The following is a 16,792-nucleotide window of genomic DNA, read 5'->3' on the forward strand; positions in this document are numbered from 1 at the left end:
CGTGCACCTGACGAAATCCTTGCGATCGGGCAGTCGGGCACCGGCTCGTCGGCGGCGAGCCGCACCGTCCGAACAGGACGGCGGTGTGCGTGCCCGCCCGTGGGCGCGACGTGGTTGATCGTCAGGTAGTCGTCAGGTCGAGGCACCGCGACTACCCGGATAATGGACGGCGAATCCGGACAAATCGGGAGGCGTCATGACCGTGGACGGATACCGACGGGAACCCTGCTGCCGGGAGGCGCTGACCCGGCTCACCGCCGAGTTCCGCGGACGGGTGCCCAAGGGGGTGGTGGCCTGCACCGTGTTGGAGGCGCGCCACGACCTCCAGGGGCAGATCCAGCCCGGGGCGCTGGCCGAGTTGCTGCACCGCTTGGCCCACCACCGGCTCGACGCCATGGTCTCGGCGCGGACGTGACCGTGCCGCCCGCCGAGCGCACGAGGTCCATGCCCGTCGACGCGGAGGCGGTGTTCGAGGTGATCACCGACCTGGAGGACCTGTCGTCCTGGCTGCCCGCGGGGGTGGAGGTCGACTGCTACGGCGCCCACCTGGTCCGGCTGTGGGTGGGCGGTGAGGTCGTCGAGAGGCGGATCGCGGTCGACTGGGACAGCCTGGGCATCACCTGGGGCGACCCGCACTCCCCCACCTACACCGGCACGGTGCGCGTGCTGCGCGTCGCGCCGGGTCGCAGTGCCGTCACCGTGCGCCTGACCGGCTCGGCCGGGTTGCCCCCGTCGAGGCTCGACGACTGGCTCGTCCGGGCGCTGGACGAGTTGGCGCTCGTGGCCGGTGTCCACGCCGGGCCACGGGGGGACGGCGGGCGCGCGGCGCACCGCGGGGCCGGTCCGGACGCGCCGCGCCGCCCCCTGGAGGTCATGCTTGACCGGTGACCACGGACCAGACCCGGCCCGCCGGGGGTTTGCGCGAGCAGCGCAAGGCGCGCACCCGCCGCGCGATCCAGGAGCACGCCCTGCGCCTGTTCCTGACCAAGGGCTACGACGACACCACGGTCGAGGAGATCGCCGCGGCGGCGGGCGTGTCCCACATGACGTTCTTCCGCTACTTCCCCACGAAGGAGGCGGTGGTCGAGGACGACGACTACGACCCGCTGATCGCCGAGCTGGTGCGCGGGCGGCCCGCCGGCGAGGACCCGATGACCGCGCTGCACGGCGCGCTGCGCGCGGGCCTGGACGCGGTGCTCGCCGCCGACCGTGACGCGGTCTACACCCGGACCCGGCTGGTGGTCACCACCCCGGCCCTGCGGGCGCGGCAGTGGCGCAACACCGACACCACGCAGTCACTGCTGGCCCGGGCGCTGGCCGACCGCGAGGACCGGCCGGTCGACCTGCGACTGCGCGTGATCGCCGCGGCCGCCACCGCGGCCCTGATCACGGCCCTGACCGCCTGGGTGGACGGCGACGGCGTCGAGGACCTGAGGGTGCTGGTCGACCGGGCGTTCGCCGCGCTGGCGGGCGGTGCCCCGACGCGCTGAGCGCACCGGGGCACCGCCCACGTCCGCGACGCGCCCCTAGCACCTGCCGTCCGACTCCTTCATCCCCGTGTTCGCCCCCGCCGTCCGGCTCACGATGCCCGGCACGCAGGCGGTCTGGTCGAGCGCGTGGCCGTAGGGGATGGAGACCGTGGTGGTGGACCTGGGATCGGGGCCGGCGGGGTTGGTCTCCTCGTCGGGGCTGGACCAGGTCACGTTGTCGAAGGTGTTGCCGCTGACCTGCCAGTACCCGGCCTCGTCGGTGTAGAAGGTGCCGAGGGCGTCGTGCGAGTCCTCGAAGTAGTTGTTGTCCACCTTGGCCTTCGCCCCGGCCCGGGAGTTGATCCCGGACTCCCTGAGGCCCGCGTAGTGGTTGTTGTACATGTGCGCCGTGCCGCCGCGCAGCAGGGGCGTGCGGGAGTCGATGTCCCGGTACAGGTTGTGGTGGTACGTGATGAACCCGTTCGAGCGGTCGCTCTCGCTGGACCCGACCAGCCCTCCGCGGCCGGAGTTGCGCAGGGTGCTGTAGGACAGCGTCACGTACTGGGTGTTGTCCTTCATGTCGAACAGGCCGTCGTAGCCCTCCGACTCCCCGCCCGACGCCAGCAGGTCGACGTGGTCGACCCAGACGTTGCGGACGTTCTTCTCCATCCCGATGGCGTCTCCGCCGTTGGACGTGGGGGAACCCGACTTCTTGACGTTCCGGATGGTCACGTTCCGGATGATGATGTTGCGGGACTCGCGGATGTGGATGCCCAGCTGGTCGAAGACGGCTCCGCCGCCGACCCCGATGATCGTGACGTTGCCGATCCGCTTCAGCTCGATCACACCGGCGGCGGTCTCGCAGCTGTCGCCGGAGACCTTGGTGGTGTTGCCGTGGTTGATGGTCCCCTCGACCTCGATGGTGATCGGGGTGTCCTTGGCGGCCCGGCCGCACAGGGCCTGGTGGATCTGGGTTCCGGTGGTGGCCCGGACCGTGACCCCGCCCTGACCGCCGGTGGTCCCGCCGTTCTGGGACGCGTAGCCGGTCGCGGCGCCGGCCGCCGCCGACGCCGGCGACACCGCCAGGGCCGCACCGGCCGAGGTCGCGAGGGCCACCGCGGCCACGACCGCCGGAATCCGCCGTGCGACTGCTCGTTTCATTTCGTCTCCTGCGTCGTCGAAGGTCGAGCGGTGCTGTCGCATTCACCGGTACCGGGCGGGTCGGCCGCTACCTGATCACGCCTCCGTCGATTCGGAGGATCAGCGCGGGCGCAGACCGGAAAGCGCGTGCCCCAAGCTAGGGGCCGGTCTTGACCGTGTCAATCCGTCGCGATCCACATTCACGAATGTGCACGACTTCCCTGGGCGGCCCATTATCCGGGGTCACGTACGTGAACACCGGGTTCTGATACGTGAATGCGCACAAAGACCTCTCGGCGCCCTGGGGGCCGCGGGCGGACCAGTCGTCGAGGACGGCGCCGCCGCACCCCGGAGGGACGGTCCCGAACCCGAGGCGCACGCAGTCACCGCCGACGGCCGCTGCTCCCGCACGGCGTCGCAGGCGACCCCGGACGCCGCCCGTTCCGACCGCCGGGGGACGCCCTCGGCCGGCGGACACCCCCTTCGGCCGAGTGGTCGACTTCCGTGAAAACAACAGGGGAATCCCCCTGTTCCGAGACGGATCGACATTCCCGCACTGCCGAAAAATGCACCGAGGTGTAGACTGATCACATCCGGTGAAATTCACGGCGGACCCGCGGAAGGCTCGCGATCCGCGACTGACCAGCCGCAACCCATTCATTGCGACACGAATCCGCACGCGCGCGGTCCGCGTCGCACCTCGCCGAGTGAGGCAGTGCCTATGACCACCACACCGTTACCCCTCGCACCGAAACCGATCCTGGACGAACCGCGCACCCGGACCGAACTCCTGGTCATCCGGCTTTTCCTGGTGATCCCCTTCATCGCGCTGGTCGCCGTCGTGCCGCTCACCTGGGGGTGGGGGCTGAGCTGGGTGGACCTGGCGCTCGCGGCGGTCTTCTACACGGTCTCGACGCTGGGTGTCACGGTCGGCTACCACCGGTACTTCACGCACGGCGCGTTCAAGGCCAAGCGCGGGCTCCGCGTGGCGCTGGCCATCGCCGGCGGACTGGCGGCGCAGGGACCGGTGATCGGCTGGGTGGCCGACCACCGCCGCCACCACGCGTTCTCCGACCGCGAGGGCGACCCGCACTCGCCCTGGTTGTTCGGCACCTCGCCGGCGGCCCTGGCACGGGGGTTCTGGCACGCGCACATGGGCTGGTTGTTCGGCCGGGACACCACCAACGTCGACCGGTTCGCGCCGGACCTCGAAGCCGACGACGACATCCGCGCGGTCGACCGGCTCTTCCCGCTGTGGGTTGCGCTCAGCGTGGCGGCGCCCGCGCTCCTCGGCGGTCTGATCACGATGTCGTGGTGGGGCGCGCTGACCGCGTTCCTGTGGGCCGGCCTGGCCAGGATCTCCTTCCAGCACCACGTCACGTGGTCGGTGAACTCGATCTGCCACATGATCGGCGACCGGCCCTTCGCGTCGCGGGACCGCTCGGCCAACTTCTGGCCGCTGGCGATCCTGTCCATGGGCGAGTCCTGGCACAACTCCCACCACGCCGACCCGACGTGCGCCCGCCACGGCGTGGACCGCGGGCAGGTCGACGTCTCCGCGCGGGTCATCCGGATCTTCGAGAAGCTCGGCTGGGCCTGGCAGGTCCGGTGGGCGCGCCCGCAGCGGCTGGCCGCGTTGCGCGTCGACGCGCGATGACGGCCCGGCGGGGGTGACAGCGGGTCAGGACGGGTCGCGGTCCAGCCGGATCGCGTCGTGCGCCAGCCGGCGGGCCGCGACGAGGGCCGCCGCGCCGAGCGCGATCGACACCGCGGCCCGTTCCGCGCACTCGGCCGTCGCCCCCGCCTTGGCGATCTGGCCCGCTTCGGCCTCGGCGACGATCCCGCCGGCCCGGAGGTAGGCGGCGAGGACCTCGTCGTCCGGGGGCAGCCCGGCCACCTCCATGGCCACCAGGACGGACACCAGGTCGTCCACGTCGGCGTGCACCGCGTCGACCCGCCGGCCGCGCGCCTCGAAGGCCGTGACGAGCCTGCGACGCCACCGCGCCCGGCTCTCCTCGTCCCCGACCACGCCCGCGGCGCACGAGCGCCAGGAGTCCGCGCCCGGCACCCTGGGCGGACGCGGACCCCGCCCGTCCGGGTCGCCCGTGAGCTCGGCGACCGAGGCCAGGGACAGGCCGCCCACGTCGATCAGGGCCCGGATCACCCGGAGCCTGCGGACGTGGCTCTCGTCGTACCTCGTCTGGTTGGGCCCGGTGCGCTCCCCCGCGTGCAGCAGGCCGGAGCGCAGGTAGAACTTGATCGTCGAGATGCCGACCTCGCTGCGCCTGCTGAGTTCGCTTATCCGCACGACCCGTCCCCTCCGGATCACGCCCAGGGCGCGGTGGGGTACCACGGGATCAGTTCGCGGCGGGCGAGCAGCCGCACGTCCCAGTACAGGAAGGTGAAGACGCCCACGGTGATCAGCGCGGCGGCGGTCAACGCGGCCGTGCGCGAGGGCTTCTCGGTCAACCAGCGCTGCAACCGGCCGCCGAGGAACAGCGCCATGACCACGAACAGCACCGCGAGGATCACGATGTTGCCGATCGACTGCAGGCTGAACGCCACGGCCCCGTACAGCGGGTTCCCGCTCTCCGCGGCGTCCCGGAACATCTGCCGGAACAGCGCGAACGGCCGTCCGATGAGGAACGCCCCGATCAGCACGCCCATGACCACCATCGGGGCGTTGGGGAACCGGCGGGCGAGGCGGGCGAACGGGTCGCGGACGAACCCCAGTGCGGCCAGGCCGATGTAGCACATGGCCAGCCCGATCACGCCGAACACGACCATCGACTGCACGCTCCGCGCCGACAGCCGCCCCGGCTCGTTCGGCGTCGTGGAGAACTGCGGCATCCCGGTCCCGACCAGGCCCACCAGCGCGCCGTAGACCACCGAGACCGCGAGCATGCCGACCGAGAGCCACAGCAACGGCTTCAGCACGCGCTTGACCCGGTCGGCGCCACTCGTCGACTCCCCGAGCATGGGCGCCACGGAACCGAAGGCGGCGATGTTGCAGGCGGTGAACGTCCCGGCGACACCCGAGACGAACGCGAAGACGATCCCCGCCCACGCGCCGACGATCGGGGTCTCCTTGGCGTCGTGCCCGAGCAGGGTGTCGGCGACGTTGTCGCCGATCGTCTGGTCGACGAACTCGGCGGACCACACCACCGTGAGCAGGAACCCGGCGAGGGCGCTCAGCGCGACGACCAGACCGCGACGCCGGGGGAAGTGGCCGTTGACGAACGCGGACGTGGCCAGGGGCGCCCCCGACCCGCCGGACGTGCCCACGGTGCTCGTGGTGCTCCTCCCGCGCATGGCGACCCCCTTCGTCCGACCCGGCCGGTCCCGGAACCCGTGTGCGTCGACGACCGCGCCCACCCGCGGCAGGAGGTGGATCACGCGTCCTCCACATGATGCGCGAGGGCGATCACGCGGCACGTCTCCCGGCGTGCGCTCCGGTCCCGACCGCCGCGCTGCCCGGAACAACCGGTCGCGGAACTGCCGGTCGTGGACACGGCGCTCTCGGAGAAGACACCGGGAGGGGGTCGGTGCAGGCTGGGTCGGAATGACGTCCGCGGAGGAGACCCAGGCGATCGGGGATGTGGTCGGATGCTGGTGAGCGTGACCGGTGGGACCGGGTTCACCGGTTCCACCTCCACCGCGGCCCTCGCGGCCGCGGGACACCGGGTCCGCGTCCTCGCCGGGAACACGTCGGCCGCGGACGTGGCCCGGACGCCCGGTGCGCGGCACGTCCGCGACACCGCAGCCGTCCACACCGGACTCTACGCCGCACCCGACGGGGGACGACACCGGTCCGCGGCGGGTCACCACGTGGCGCACCTCCTGGGAGACTCGGATGACTGACGTGTCGGATGTCGGGATCTGGCGGCGGAACACCTCGGACGAGGTGGAGTCGCTCGACTTCGTGCCCGAGCCGGTGCCGCGACGCCCGCTGCCCTCGGCGGTCCCCGGGACGCCCGTCCCGAGGGCGCCCGCCCCCCGGACCATGGCGTCGATCCGGGAACGGCTCACCGAGCTGCGGGAGCGGGTGCTCGCCGGGGACGCCGCCGGGATCGAGCGGCAGCACGCGCTCGGCAAGAGGACCGCGCGCGAGCGGCTGGACATGCTGCTGGACGAGGACTCCTTCGTCGAGATCGACTTGTACCGGCAGCACCAGGCCAGGGGCATGAAGATCTCCGAGAACCGGCCGTACTCCGACGGCGTCGTGGCGGGCTCCGGCACGATCCACGGCCGTCGGGTCTTCGTCTACTCGCAGGACTTCTCGGTCTTCGGCGGCTCCCTCGGCGCGGCGCACGCGTCGAAGATCCACAAGGTGATGGACCTGGCGATCGCGACGGGGTGCCCGATCATCGGGCTCAACGACAGCGGTGGCGCCCGGATCCAGGAGGGCGTCATGGCCCTCGACGCCTACGGCGGGATCTTCCGGCGCAACGTGGCGGCGTCGGGGATAGTGCCCCAGATCAGCGTCGTGATCGGCCCGTGCGCGGGCGGGGCGGCGTACTCCCCCGCGCTCACCGACTTCACGTTCATGGTGCGCGACACGGCCAAGATGTACCTGACCGGTCCGGACGTGGTGGAGGCGGTCAGCGGCGAGCGGGTGACGCACGAGGAGCTCGGTGGCGCCGAGGTCCACGGCAGCCTGTCGGGGGTGGCGACGTTCGTCCACGACGACGAGGAGTCGTGCCTGGAGGACGTGCGCTTCCTCGTCTCCCTGCTGCCCGGCAACAACATGGACGGACCGCCGGAGGGCGAGCCCGTGGGCGCGACCTCCGACGTGCGGCCCAGGCTGGCCGAGATCGTGCCCCCCGAGCCGAACAAGCCCTACGACATGCGCGCGGTCGTCGCCGAGCTCGTCGACGACGAGGAGTTCCTCGAAGTGCACGAGAACTGGGCGCGCAACATCGTCTGCGGGTTGGCCAGGATCGACGGTCAGGTGGTCGGCGTGGTCGGCAACCAGCCGATGGCCTTCGCGGGCGTGCTGGACTCCGCGGCGGCGCAGAAGGCCGCCCGCTTCGTGCGGTTCTGCGACGCGTTCGGCATCCCGCTCGTGACCCTGGTCGACGTACCGGGGTTCCTGCCGGGCAGCGAGCAGGAGCACGGCGGCGCGATCCGGCACGGGGCGAAGCTGCTCTACGCGTACTGCGAGGCGACCGTGCCGCGCATCCAGGTGATCATCCGCAAGGCCTACGGCGGGGCCTACATCGTGATGGACTCGCGCTCCATCGGGACCGACCTCTCCCTGGCCTGGCCCACCAACGAAATCGCGGTCATGGGCGCGGAGGGCGCGGTGAACGTCCTGTTCCGCAGGGAGCTGGCCGCCGCGGCGGACCCGGTCGCCCTGAGGGCCGAGCTCATCGCCGAGTACACCGAGCAGCTCATGCACCCCCGCTACGCCGCGGAACGCGGACTGGTCGACGACGTGATCGACCCCGTCGAGACCAGGGCCGCCGTCGCCCGCGGGCTGCGCATGATGGCGACGAAGCGGCGGACGGCGCCCGCGCGCAAGCACGGCAACGTGCCGCTGTAGCCGATCGGGGGACGGTCACCACCCCGGCGCGCCCGGGAGCGGTCACGGCGGTGTGCCGGGAAGTCCCGCCGGCGCCGTGACCCCCCGCGCCCGGCTGGCCGTCGTGCCCTCCGCCGCTCCCGAGCCGGTTTCCGCCGGGGCACCGGGGGCTCCGGCCTCGGCCAGGCCGCCGAGTTCCTTCGCGATGCGCCGCTTCGACGACCGCACGGACCTCGTGGCCGCCGCCGGGGTGTCGCCCACGCCGACCATCAGCGCGACGAGCTGCGACTCGAACAGGCTCGGGCCGTCGTGGGTCGTGGTGAGGTAGCCGCCGAGTTCGAGCGTGACCAGGCCGTGCGTGGCGATCCACATCTGGTGGGCCACCAGTTCGGGGTCGGCGGTGCCGAACCGCCCGGCGCCGACGCACCTGGCCGCGCAGGCGACGACGTTCGACAGCGTGTACCGGCCGTACTGGCGGTCCTCCTCCGTCAGGGAGAAGCCCGCGAGCGACGCGCCGCCGAACATCACCCCGTACAGGTGGGAGTTCTCCAGCGCGTTGATCCGGTACGCCCGGCCGAGCAGCGCCATGTCCGCCACCGGGTCGGAGGTCTCCCGGACCGCGGTCAGGTAGCGCTGGAGCCGGGCGAAGCCCTCGTGCACCATCTCGCGCACGAGTCCGGACATCCCGCCGAAGTGGGTGTAGACCGCCATCGTCGAACTCCCCGCGTCGGCGGCGATCCGCCTGGTCGACAGCGCTTGGGGGCCTTCGGCCGCCAGCAGTCGAGCGGCGATGTCGACGAGCGCGGTGCGTGCTCTCGGGTCCGAACGGCGTGGGCTCACTTGACAAGGTTACATCACAGCGCTATTTTATCCATAATACCGTTATGCTTTCTCGGTCCAGTACCGGCCGGAGGTACCACCGTGTTGACCAGGACCAGGGAACTCACGCCGCTCACATCGCTCGCGTCCACCGCGATCGGCCGGCCGGCGTCCGCCGACGCACTACCCGTCGAGGGACACCTGCCCGGCGACCTCCGGGGCTGCTTCCTGCAGTCCCGCCCGCACCCCTCGCGCGGCGCGGGGGCGGCGTTCGGCGGGGCCGAGGTGATCACCGGCGTGCGGATCGGCGACGGGGCTGCGCGGTGGTACCGGGCGCAGGCCCCCGGGACGTGCCCCTCCGCCGGCGCGGTGCCCGCACCGGCCCCGTGGGCCCGTCCCGGCGCATCGGGGACCAGGCTGCTCGCCCAGCCGGTGCAGGACCCGGCGACCTGCCAGTGGCACACCATCGCCACGACCGCGGGCTCGGCGGTGGCCGAGCACCTCGTCATGGGCCGGTCGGGCGCCGTGAGCCCCGCCCGGTCGTTCTCCCTCGGCGCGCCGACGCTGGTGACGACCCTCGCCCTGACCCGCGATCACCTCGTGGTCTTCGACCTGTCGGTGGTCCACGACCGCGCCGCCGAGCTGGTGGGGCTGCGCCCGCCCTACTCGTGGCGCGCGGACAAGCCCGCCCGCATCGGCCTGCTGCCCAGGAACGCCGGGCACGCCGAACCGCGGTGGTTCCCGGTCGCGCCCGGCTTCACCTCCCAGGCGGTGAACGCCTTCGAGGAGGACGGGAAGGTCGTCGTGGACGCCGTCCGCCACGACGGCGCGTTCGACGGCGGACCGGCTCCGCGCCCCCACCTGGGGCGCTGGACCCTCGACCTGGCCACGGGCGCGGTGACCGAACGCCGACTGGTCGAGGCGGTCGACACGGCGGGCATCGACCCGGCCGCCTGCGGCCGTGCGCACCGGTACGTCCACGGGACCAGCGGCCACACCGTGTTCCGGCACGACCTGCGGACGTCCACCTCGCAGGTCCACGACCTCGGCGCCGGTCGGCGCGGGGGGCGACCGGTCTTCGTCGCGGGCAGGACCGGTGACCGGCTCCTGGTGGTCGCGGAGGACCCCGGTCGGCGGAGCAGCGCCCTGCTGGTGTTCGACGCGCACGACCTGGCGGCCGGCCCGTGCGCGTCGATCCGGCTGCCCGGGGCGTTCCCCGCGGTGGACAGGACCACCTGGCGGTCCGACGAGGCGCGGAGCCCCTGGTAGGCACGACCGGTGGACCGCCCCGGCGCGGGGCGGCCCGGCTGCCCGCCGGGAACCGCGCGCCACCCGGTGCACGACGACCGAGGTCGCCGTGCCCGACGCGTCGAGGCGAGTCGGGGACGGCGACCTCGGTCGTCGTGTGGCAGTGGTGCGCCCCCGGAGGGGGAAGTCGCGGCCTCCGGGGTGGACCGCGTGCGGGAGCGCCCGTCAGGCCTTGAACTGGCCCGGACGCCTGCCCTCACCGGCGGGACCGCGGTAGGCCTGCGCGATGTCCAGCCAGGCGTCGGCGTCCGACCCGGTCGCCGTGAGCGCGAGGTCGTCGCGGTGGCGGCGGCGCGTGGCGAGCAGGCACAGGTCCTCGGCGGGACCGGTGATCTTCTGCTCGGCCTCGACCGGCCCGAACTCCCACGTGGCCCCCGACGGGGCGGTGAGCTCGAACCGGAACGGCGCGGACGGCGGGGTCAGGCCGCGGGCCTGGTAGCCGAAGTCCCAGGTGAGGGTGACGAAGAGGGCGAGCCACCACAGCCGGTCGGTCCGCTCGCGGGTGACGCCGAGCGCGTCGGCGACGTCCTGGCCGTGGGCGAACATCTCCATCATGCCCGCGGAAGCGAGCACCGCCGGCGGGAGCGGCCGGACCAGCCAGGGCACCACCTGGTCGGCGGGGACCGCGGCCAGCGCCTTGATCGCCGTGTCGGTCTCGCTGCGCCAGCGCGCCCGCAGCGCCTCGGGCGCGTAGCCGGCGTACTCGGCGAGCGCGGCGTTGACCGCGCCGTCGAAGTCGCTCGCGGCCTTCGCCGCCATGGCGCCGAAGAGCTCGGCGTCGGAGGCGGCGGTCCCGGCGAGGCGGAAGATGAACGCCAGGTGCGCGACCTGGTCCGCCACCGTCCACCCGGGGGCCGGGGTCTCGCGCTGCCACGCCGCCTCGTCGATGCCGGTGATGAGTTCCTCGAACTCCTCGGCTTCGGCGGTCAGGTCGGAGATCACGTCTCGCTGAGTCACACGCCTCGTCCTCTCGCCCGTCGCTTGCGTCCATCCCGAGGATGACCGGGACGGGTCGCGCTGTCTTCTCGGTACATGCCGTCCGGTGTGCGGCCGGAGCCGGTCAGGCCGACCTGGCCGCGGGCGGTGGGTCGTACCGGTGCATCCGGCCGCCGAGGAACAGCAGCGCCTCGCCCGTCCCGCAGCTGGCTTCCCTCACCAGACCGAGGAAGATCGAGTGGTCGCCGCCCTCGTAGACCTCCTGGAGGTCGCACTCCAGCCACGCGAGGGAGCCGGTGAGCAGCGGCACGCCGGTGTGGCGCCCCGGGAACCAGTCGACCTGGTCGAACTGCGCCATGCCCTCCGGGCGGCCTCGGCTCGCGAAGTACCGCGCCAGCCCCTCCTGCTCACCGCCGAGCACCGAGACGCCGAACCCGCGCGCGTCGAGGATCGTCTGGTGCATGCGCGCGGTCCTGGCCACGCAGCACAGCACCATCGGCGGGTCGAGCGAGACGGACGTGAACGCGTTCGCCGTCATGCCGTGCGCCTGCGCGCCGCGTGCGGTGAGCACGGTGATGCCCGTGGTGAACCGCGCCATCACGTCGCGCAGCTCGCGCTTGGCCGCTTCCTTGTCCGCGGCGGTGCGCAGGACCGTCACCGGGTCGCCGCCCTGGTGCGCCTCGTGCTGCCCGGCGCTCACCAGGACCCCCGCGAACCTGCGGCGAGGGTGCCCGGTGGCACCGCGTGGTCTTCGGTCCTGCGCGTGCACGCGATCCGCTTCTTGCCCCTGGCCACCAGGCCCTCCCGCCGGTCGACGATCCGCACGCAGTCGGAGGCGGGCTCCACCAGCATCTCCGAAAGCCCCCTGCCGCAAGGACATCAGGCAGGAAGTGCGGGTGCAGTCCCGGTGTTCGACACCGCCCGACTGACGAACCTCAGCGTGCAACAGGGTTCGACGGCGGTGCTACTCCCCCTGTGCGGCAGGGCGGAGCCGGTGACGCCCGGCTGACGAGCCGCCGTCGGCGCATTCCGGGATATCCCCGGTGACCGCGCACGGCCTTACGCTGCCGGGAGAAGCACAGCGGGAAGAGCAGGCGGTGCGACCGAGGCCGAGGTGCCGGACGCACCCGAGGAAAGCTTGGAGGACCGACATGCCGCCGATCCTGGGAGGGCTGCGCAGGTTCGCGCTGACCCCGGAACTGCGTTCGGTGACGTTCGCCGAACGCGGTTTCCCGGCCGCCGGCACCCCGGCGGCCGAGCACCTGGAGTCGATCCCGCAGTCGGTGATCTGCGGTTTCGAGTGGGGCATCGAACAGCGCACGCTCTGGGACGTCGAGCGGCGCCTCGCGACGGTGTCGCCCGAGCTGCGCGGGTTCGCCTACGAGGGCGCGGCGATGGCGTACGCGGTGCGCGACGCGATGGCGGGCGGGAAGGGCACCCGGACCAAGGAACTGCTGGAGGGACCTGGTCTCCAGCACCTCTTCCTCACCTACATCGGCATCGGCTTCGCGATGGCGCGGCTGCCGAGGCCGTTGTGGCGCAACATCATGCCGGACCTCGAAGGTGTGCCGTTCTTCCCGACGATGAGCTGGCTGGCCGTCGACGGCTACGGGTTCGACAAGGCCTACTTCCACACCGCGCGGGTGGTCGACGGGCAACGGCCGTTCAAGCCCTACCCGTGGACCGGTCGCGCGGACTACTTCCCGCGCGCCGCCGACCAGGGGGTCGGGCGTGCGCTGTGGTTCATCCAGGGCGCGCGGCCCGAGGAGGTCGCCGCCGCGGTCGCCGCGTTCCCGGAGGCACGTCGCGCCGACCTGTGGAGCGGGGTCGGCCTCGCCGCCACGTTCGCGGGCGGTTGCCCGGCCGAGGGGCTCACCAGGCTGGTCGAGCTGGCGGGCGAGCACGCCGACGAGGTCGCGCTGGGCGCGGTGTTCGCCGGCACCGCGCGCACCGCGGCGGGCTACGTGCCGGAGCACAGCGCACTCGCGGTGGAGGCGCTCACCGGCGGCTCGGTCGAGGAGGCGGTCATGCTCGCCGCCACGGTCGCGGTCGAGCCCGGGGACGTGGGCCCCGGCGACAGCCCGGCCTACGAGCTGTGGCGCGAGCGGATCAGGGAGCACTTCCGGCGCTCCGCGTCGAAAGCCGCGTGAGCGCGGGCCGCACCCCGCCCCGAGTTCCCGCGGTCCCGCGGCTCCGGAGTCCCGCGGCTCCGGAGTCCCGCGGTCCCGAAGTCCTGTGCTCCCCCGAAAAGAGCGAAGCCCCGCCCGGCGACGTGCTGGGCGGAGCCTTCTCCCCAGTGATCTTTCAGGCCACCGTCGGGGTGGTTTCCGCGATCGCGCGGTAGGCCACCGTGCTGATGGCCACCATCGCCTCGTCGAGCTGCGCCAGCAACGCGGGCGGGTCGAAGATCGACTTCCGCCGCAGCCACACGTCGAGGGAGCGCACCGGCCTGCCCTCGGTGACCTTGATCGGACCCGACACGGAGACGTACGCGTCGTGGTCGGCGTCGATGCCGATCCCGGCGCCCACGGCGCGCGCGATGAGGTACCACGTGCCGTCCGGCACGTCGGCGATGGCGAACTCGCCCGCGCCGTCGAGCGTCGCGTGCCGGACCGGGAGGCCCTGGGCGATCCGGTCGGGGAACAACCCCATCACGACCCGGCTGGGCAGGAACTCCGGCGGGTGGTGCAGGGTCCCGCGCAGCACCGGGTACCGGCCGAAGCCCTGCCAGTCGGTGCGCGGGTGGTCCTCCAGCGGGGCGACGTACCCGCAGTTCTTCCGGTAGGTCGTCGGCGAGACGCCGACGCTCAGGCGGAACCGGGAGCTGAAGGTGCCGATGCTGTTGTAGCCGACCACGTGGCTGATGTCGGCCACCGTCAGCGAACTCGTCAGCAGCAGCCGCTTGGCCTCCTGGAGGCGCAGCGCGGACAGGAAGCGCCGCGGTGAAATCCCGGTCACCCGCAGGAACATCCGTGAGAAGTGGAACTTGCTGAACATGGCGGTACGCGCCATGTCGTCGATCGTGATCGATTCCCCCAAATTGTTCCGCATAGCGCGAATTACTCGTTCGACCGACTCCACAATAGAACCGTCCATAATTCCGCCCGATCACTCGAGAGATTGACCCAACCGCTCGGCCCGATCGACCGTAAGTTGGCGCGAATTTGTGCGCAACCACCTTCCGCATCGACTCGACAGCGGGACCACCCATGCTTCAGCGGCGATCCACAACGGCTCAACAAACAGCGTTACCCCAGGTGAGCAGCACCACACGCCGAGGTCGCACGGGGAGAGATGCATGGTTGACAAACGGCAAGCAGGATTGAAAAATCGGCTCGCGACCCAGACAGGAGGACCCGTGGGAGCAGTCGCAGAATCGGACGACCAGGTCCAGAAGAGCACCTTGGAAGCTTTTGCCGACACAATTCTCCCGGGCGTCAAGCGCAGCCCGGACGACCGTGCGATCGCCGGTGTCTGCGACGATCCCGGCGCCGTGGAGGCCGGTGCGCTCGAACTGCTCAACGACCCGGCGACGGGGGTCGCCGCCGGACTCGGTCCCCTGTCCCAGGCGCTCAACGCGCACGCGGTCGCGTACGCCGGCGAGCACGGGCTGTCCCTCGACGAGGACGTGCCTCCCTTCGTCGCGCTGGACTACGAGAACCGCGTGGCGCTGGTCGAGCGGCTGACGTCGCCGGGCCACCCGGAGCAGAGCGGCTGGGTGCTGCTCGCGATGTTCAGCAACATGGCCTTCGACAGCGCCGCGCACCTGAGCACGGGCGAGGCGATCGCCAACGGCCACCCCGGCCTGCTCCAGATGGGTTTCGCCAAGCCGGACAGCGATGGGCTGTGGCGATTCCCCGACTTCAGCTATGGCCGGGAACTGGCCAAGCGGCACCCTGAAACGACGGAATCCGGGAGCCCGGCATGAGTGCGGTGGAGAGTACCGACGTCCTGATCGTCGGCAGCGGCTTCGGCGGGTCGATCACGGCCTACCACCTCGCGGCGGGAGGCGCGAAGGTCGTCGTGCTGGAACGCGGACCGTGGTTGGAGGGCAAGGACTTCGACCACGACTACCTCCTCGGCAAGTCCTACACGCGGGTCTTCGACTTCGTGGCCGGGGACGGGATGAGCGTCCTCGGCGGGAACTGCGTCGGCGGCGGCAGCGTCGTCTACTTCGCCGCGCTGCCGCGCGCCCCCCGGTACGTCTTCGAGCGGCAGGGCTCGATCGGCCGCCGCGTCTGGCCCGCGGCGATCACCCGCGACACCCTGGAGCCCTGGTACGACCGGGTGTCCGAGGTGCTGCCGGTGAGCCAGCAGAGCTGGAACGACATCAGCTACGCGGGCGGGCTGTGGGCGGCGGCGTGCAACCACTCGGGTCACACCGCGAACCCGGTGCCGGTGGGCATCGACACCGCCAAGTGCACCAACTGCAACTGGATGATGGCCGGCTGCCGGTTCGACGCCAAGCGGTCGATGCTGTTCAACTACCTGCCCGCGGCGCTCTCGCACGGCACGGAGATCCGACCGCTGCACGAGGTCCAGAAGATCTCGCGCAACGAGGACGGCGGCTACCGCGTCCACTACAACAACATCGACGAGGTCGACTACCGGGTCGCCACCGGCAGCGGCGTGATCGACGCGAAGATCGTCATCCTCGCGGCGGGCGCGGGCGCCACCCCGGTGATCCTCCAGCGCTCCGAGGAGGAGCTCGGCGCGATGCCGCACGGCGTCGGCCGCTACTTCTCCGGCAACGGCGAGCGCCTCAACACCGCGATCATCAACGAGGAGCGCGTCGGCGAGGTGCTCGGCCTGCGCAGGCCGAACGGGGCGGTGTACGAGGCCAACCAGATCGGCAAGGGTCCCGTCGTCGCGTGCTGGGACAACGTGGACGGCAGCAAGCCCGAATACTCCCGCTTCTCCATGGAGCAGCTCTACTTCCCGCCGGGTCTCGGCACGATCCTCGCCCAGGTGCCCGGCAAGAGCGGCGCCACCTGGTTCGGCAAGGAGAAGAAGGAGATGCTCAAGCGCTGGAAGTCGTGGCTGACCATCTTCCTCATGACCGAGGACGACAACGAGGGCGTGTTCGGCCCGCCGCCCCCCACCGGCAACGCCTACCGCATCTCCCAGCAGATGCTCGGCAAGGGGCCGCTGCGCTACGACCCGACGCCGAACACGCTGCGGGGCTGGGCGGAGGCCGACGCGGCGGCGAAGGAGATCCTGGAGAAGGACGGCCTCGCCACCGTCGCCCCGTGGACGAACGACCTGGTGGGTGCGTACACGGTGCATCCGTTGTCCTCCTGTCGGATCGGGGACGATCCCGCGACCTCGGCGCTCGACGACCGCCACGAGTTGCGCGGCCACCCCGGCATCTTCGTCACCGACGGCTCCTCCGTGCCGACCGCGCTGACCGTGAACCCCGCGCTCACGATCGCCGCGCTCGCGGAGCGCGCCGTGCCCGGCATCATCGAGGCGGCGCGGAGCCGCGGCGTCGACGTGACCTATGGCGCCCCGCTGCCCAACGCGGCGGCGAGCCGCCCGGTGACCGGCTCGGCCGCGTGACCCGGACCGGTTGAGCCGACCTCGTCGGCCGGACCGC

18 protein-coding genes are annotated in these 16,792 nt (G+C 72.0%); 10 read left to right on the forward strand and 8 right to left on the reverse strand.

The window, feature by feature from the left end; translation table 11 throughout:
* Window positions 1-196: 196 nt before the first annotated feature.
* Genes J2S66_RS12800 through J2S66_RS12810 form a run of 3 tightly spaced genes read left to right on the forward strand, consistent with a single transcriptional unit; the run spans window position 197 to window position 1,490 of the window.
* Window positions 197-415, forward strand: coding sequence for a hypothetical protein (locus J2S66_RS12800; protein WP_310307197.1), 219 nt, complete (start codon window positions 197-199; stop codon window positions 413-415).
* Window positions 412-888 (forward strand): SRPBCC family protein, encoded by a 477-nt coding sequence (locus J2S66_RS12805; protein WP_310307198.1) that lies wholly within the window; start codon window positions 412-414, stop codon window positions 886-888. The genes J2S66_RS12800 and J2S66_RS12805 overlap by 4 nt, the downstream gene beginning before the upstream one ends.
* Entirely contained in the window at window positions 885-1,490 is a 606-nt protein-coding gene (locus J2S66_RS12810) for an acyl-CoA-like ligand-binding transcription factor (protein WP_310307199.1), read from the forward strand. Before J2S66_RS12805 ends, J2S66_RS12810 begins: the two co-directional genes overlap by 4 nt.
* 36 nt (window positions 1,491-1,526) lie before the next feature.
* Here J2S66_RS12810 and J2S66_RS12815 read toward each other — a convergent pair whose 3' ends face one another.
* The gene (locus J2S66_RS12815) at window positions 1,527-2,630 is read right to left on the reverse strand and encodes a pectate lyase family protein (protein ID WP_310307200.1); all 1,104 of its coding nucleotides are present in this window, start codon (window positions 2,628-2,630) and stop codon (window positions 1,527-1,529) included.
* Window positions 2,631-3,330: 700 nt separating this feature from the next.
* Between J2S66_RS12815 and J2S66_RS12820 the strand changes: the two genes are divergently transcribed.
* On the forward strand, window positions 3,331-4,266 hold the full coding sequence (locus J2S66_RS12820) for an acyl-CoA desaturase (protein WP_310307201.1): 936 nt from the start codon (window positions 3,331-3,333) through the stop codon (window positions 4,264-4,266).
* A gap of 24 nt (window positions 4,267-4,290) precedes the next feature.
* On the opposite strand, the gene J2S66_RS12825 is transcribed toward J2S66_RS12820, so the two are convergent.
* Both J2S66_RS12825 and J2S66_RS12830 read right to left on the reverse strand, forming a co-directional pair.
* Window positions 4,291-4,917: a MerR family transcriptional regulator gene (locus J2S66_RS12825; protein ID WP_310307202.1), complete on the reverse strand. Its 627-nt coding sequence runs from the start codon at window positions 4,915-4,917 to the stop codon at window positions 4,291-4,293.
* 17 nt (window positions 4,918-4,934) lie between these two features.
* Window positions 4,935-6,005 (reverse strand): hypothetical protein, encoded by a 1,071-nt coding sequence (locus tag J2S66_RS12830; RefSeq protein WP_310307204.1) that lies wholly within the window; start codon window positions 6,003-6,005, stop codon window positions 4,935-4,937.
* Window positions 6,006-6,215: 210 nt separating this feature from the next.
* Here J2S66_RS12830 and J2S66_RS37140 point away from each other — a divergent pair, with 210 nt between their 5' ends.
* Both J2S66_RS37140 and J2S66_RS12835 read left to right on the forward strand, forming a co-directional pair.
* On the forward strand, window positions 6,216-6,470 hold the full coding sequence (locus J2S66_RS37140; protein ID WP_374726076.1) for an NAD-dependent epimerase/dehydratase family protein: 255 nt from the start codon (window positions 6,216-6,218) through the stop codon (window positions 6,468-6,470).
* 88 nt (window positions 6,471-6,558) lie between these two features.
* On the forward strand, window positions 6,559-8,154 hold the full coding sequence (locus tag J2S66_RS12835) for an acyl-CoA carboxylase subunit beta (protein ID WP_374726195.1): 1,596 nt from the start codon (window positions 6,559-6,561) through the stop codon (window positions 8,152-8,154).
* Between the two features lie 42 nt (window positions 8,155-8,196).
* On the opposite strand, the gene J2S66_RS12840 is transcribed toward J2S66_RS12835, so the two are convergent.
* Complete coding sequence (locus J2S66_RS12840) at window positions 8,197-8,973, reverse strand: TetR/AcrR family transcriptional regulator (protein WP_310307205.1); 777 nt, start codon at window positions 8,971-8,973, stop codon at window positions 8,197-8,199.
* Window positions 8,974-9,054: 81 nt separating this feature from the next.
* Between J2S66_RS12840 and J2S66_RS12845 the strand changes: the two genes are divergently transcribed.
* Window positions 9,055-10,221 (forward strand): carotenoid oxygenase family protein, encoded by a 1,167-nt coding sequence (locus J2S66_RS12845; protein ID WP_310307206.1) that lies wholly within the window; start codon window positions 9,055-9,057, stop codon window positions 10,219-10,221.
* Between the two features lie 204 nt (window positions 10,222-10,425).
* On the opposite strand, the gene J2S66_RS12850 is transcribed toward J2S66_RS12845, so the two are convergent.
* From J2S66_RS12850 to J2S66_RS12860, 3 genes are all read right to left on the reverse strand, one after another.
* On the reverse strand, window positions 10,426-11,217 hold the full coding sequence (locus J2S66_RS12850) for a TIGR03084 family metal-binding protein (RefSeq protein ID WP_310307207.1): 792 nt from the start codon (window positions 11,215-11,217) through the stop codon (window positions 10,426-10,428).
* A gap of 103 nt (window positions 11,218-11,320) precedes the next feature.
* Entirely contained in the window at window positions 11,321-11,794 is a 474-nt protein-coding gene (locus tag J2S66_RS12855) for a flavin reductase family protein (RefSeq protein WP_310314773.1), read from the reverse strand.
* A gap of 98 nt (window positions 11,795-11,892) precedes the next feature.
* Entirely contained in the window at window positions 11,893-12,048 is a 156-nt protein-coding gene (locus J2S66_RS12860) for a hypothetical protein (RefSeq protein ID WP_310307208.1), read from the reverse strand.
* A 299-nt stretch (window positions 12,049-12,347) separates the two neighbouring features.
* On the opposite strand from J2S66_RS12860, the gene J2S66_RS12865 reads away from it, so the two are divergent.
* Window positions 12,348-13,346, forward strand: a complete 999-nt coding sequence (locus tag J2S66_RS12865) for a DUF1702 family protein (RefSeq protein ID WP_310307210.1) — start codon at window positions 12,348-12,350, stop codon at window positions 13,344-13,346.
* Between the two features lie 154 nt (window positions 13,347-13,500).
* Here J2S66_RS12865 and J2S66_RS12870 read toward each other — a convergent pair whose 3' ends face one another.
* Window positions 13,501-14,292, reverse strand: a complete 792-nt coding sequence (locus tag J2S66_RS12870) for a helix-turn-helix domain-containing protein (protein WP_310307211.1) — start codon at window positions 14,290-14,292, stop codon at window positions 13,501-13,503.
* 262 nt (window positions 14,293-14,554) lie between these two features.
* On the opposite strand from J2S66_RS12870, the gene J2S66_RS12875 reads away from it, so the two are divergent.
* Window positions 14,555-15,124, forward strand: a complete 570-nt coding sequence (locus J2S66_RS12875) for a DUF5987 family protein (RefSeq protein WP_310307212.1) — start codon at window positions 14,555-14,557, stop codon at window positions 15,122-15,124.
* The gene (locus J2S66_RS12880) at window positions 15,121-16,755 is read left to right on the forward strand and encodes an FAD-dependent oxidoreductase (RefSeq protein WP_310307213.1); all 1,635 of its coding nucleotides are present in this window, start codon (window positions 15,121-15,123) and stop codon (window positions 16,753-16,755) included. The genes J2S66_RS12875 and J2S66_RS12880 overlap by 4 nt, the downstream gene beginning before the upstream one ends.
* The last annotated feature ends 37 nt before the right edge of the window (window positions 16,756-16,792 follow it).

The sequence above is a fragment of the Saccharothrix longispora genome (assembly GCF_031455225.1).
GTDB classification, from domain to species: Bacteria; Actinomycetota; Actinomycetes; order Mycobacteriales; family Pseudonocardiaceae; genus Actinosynnema; species Actinosynnema longispora.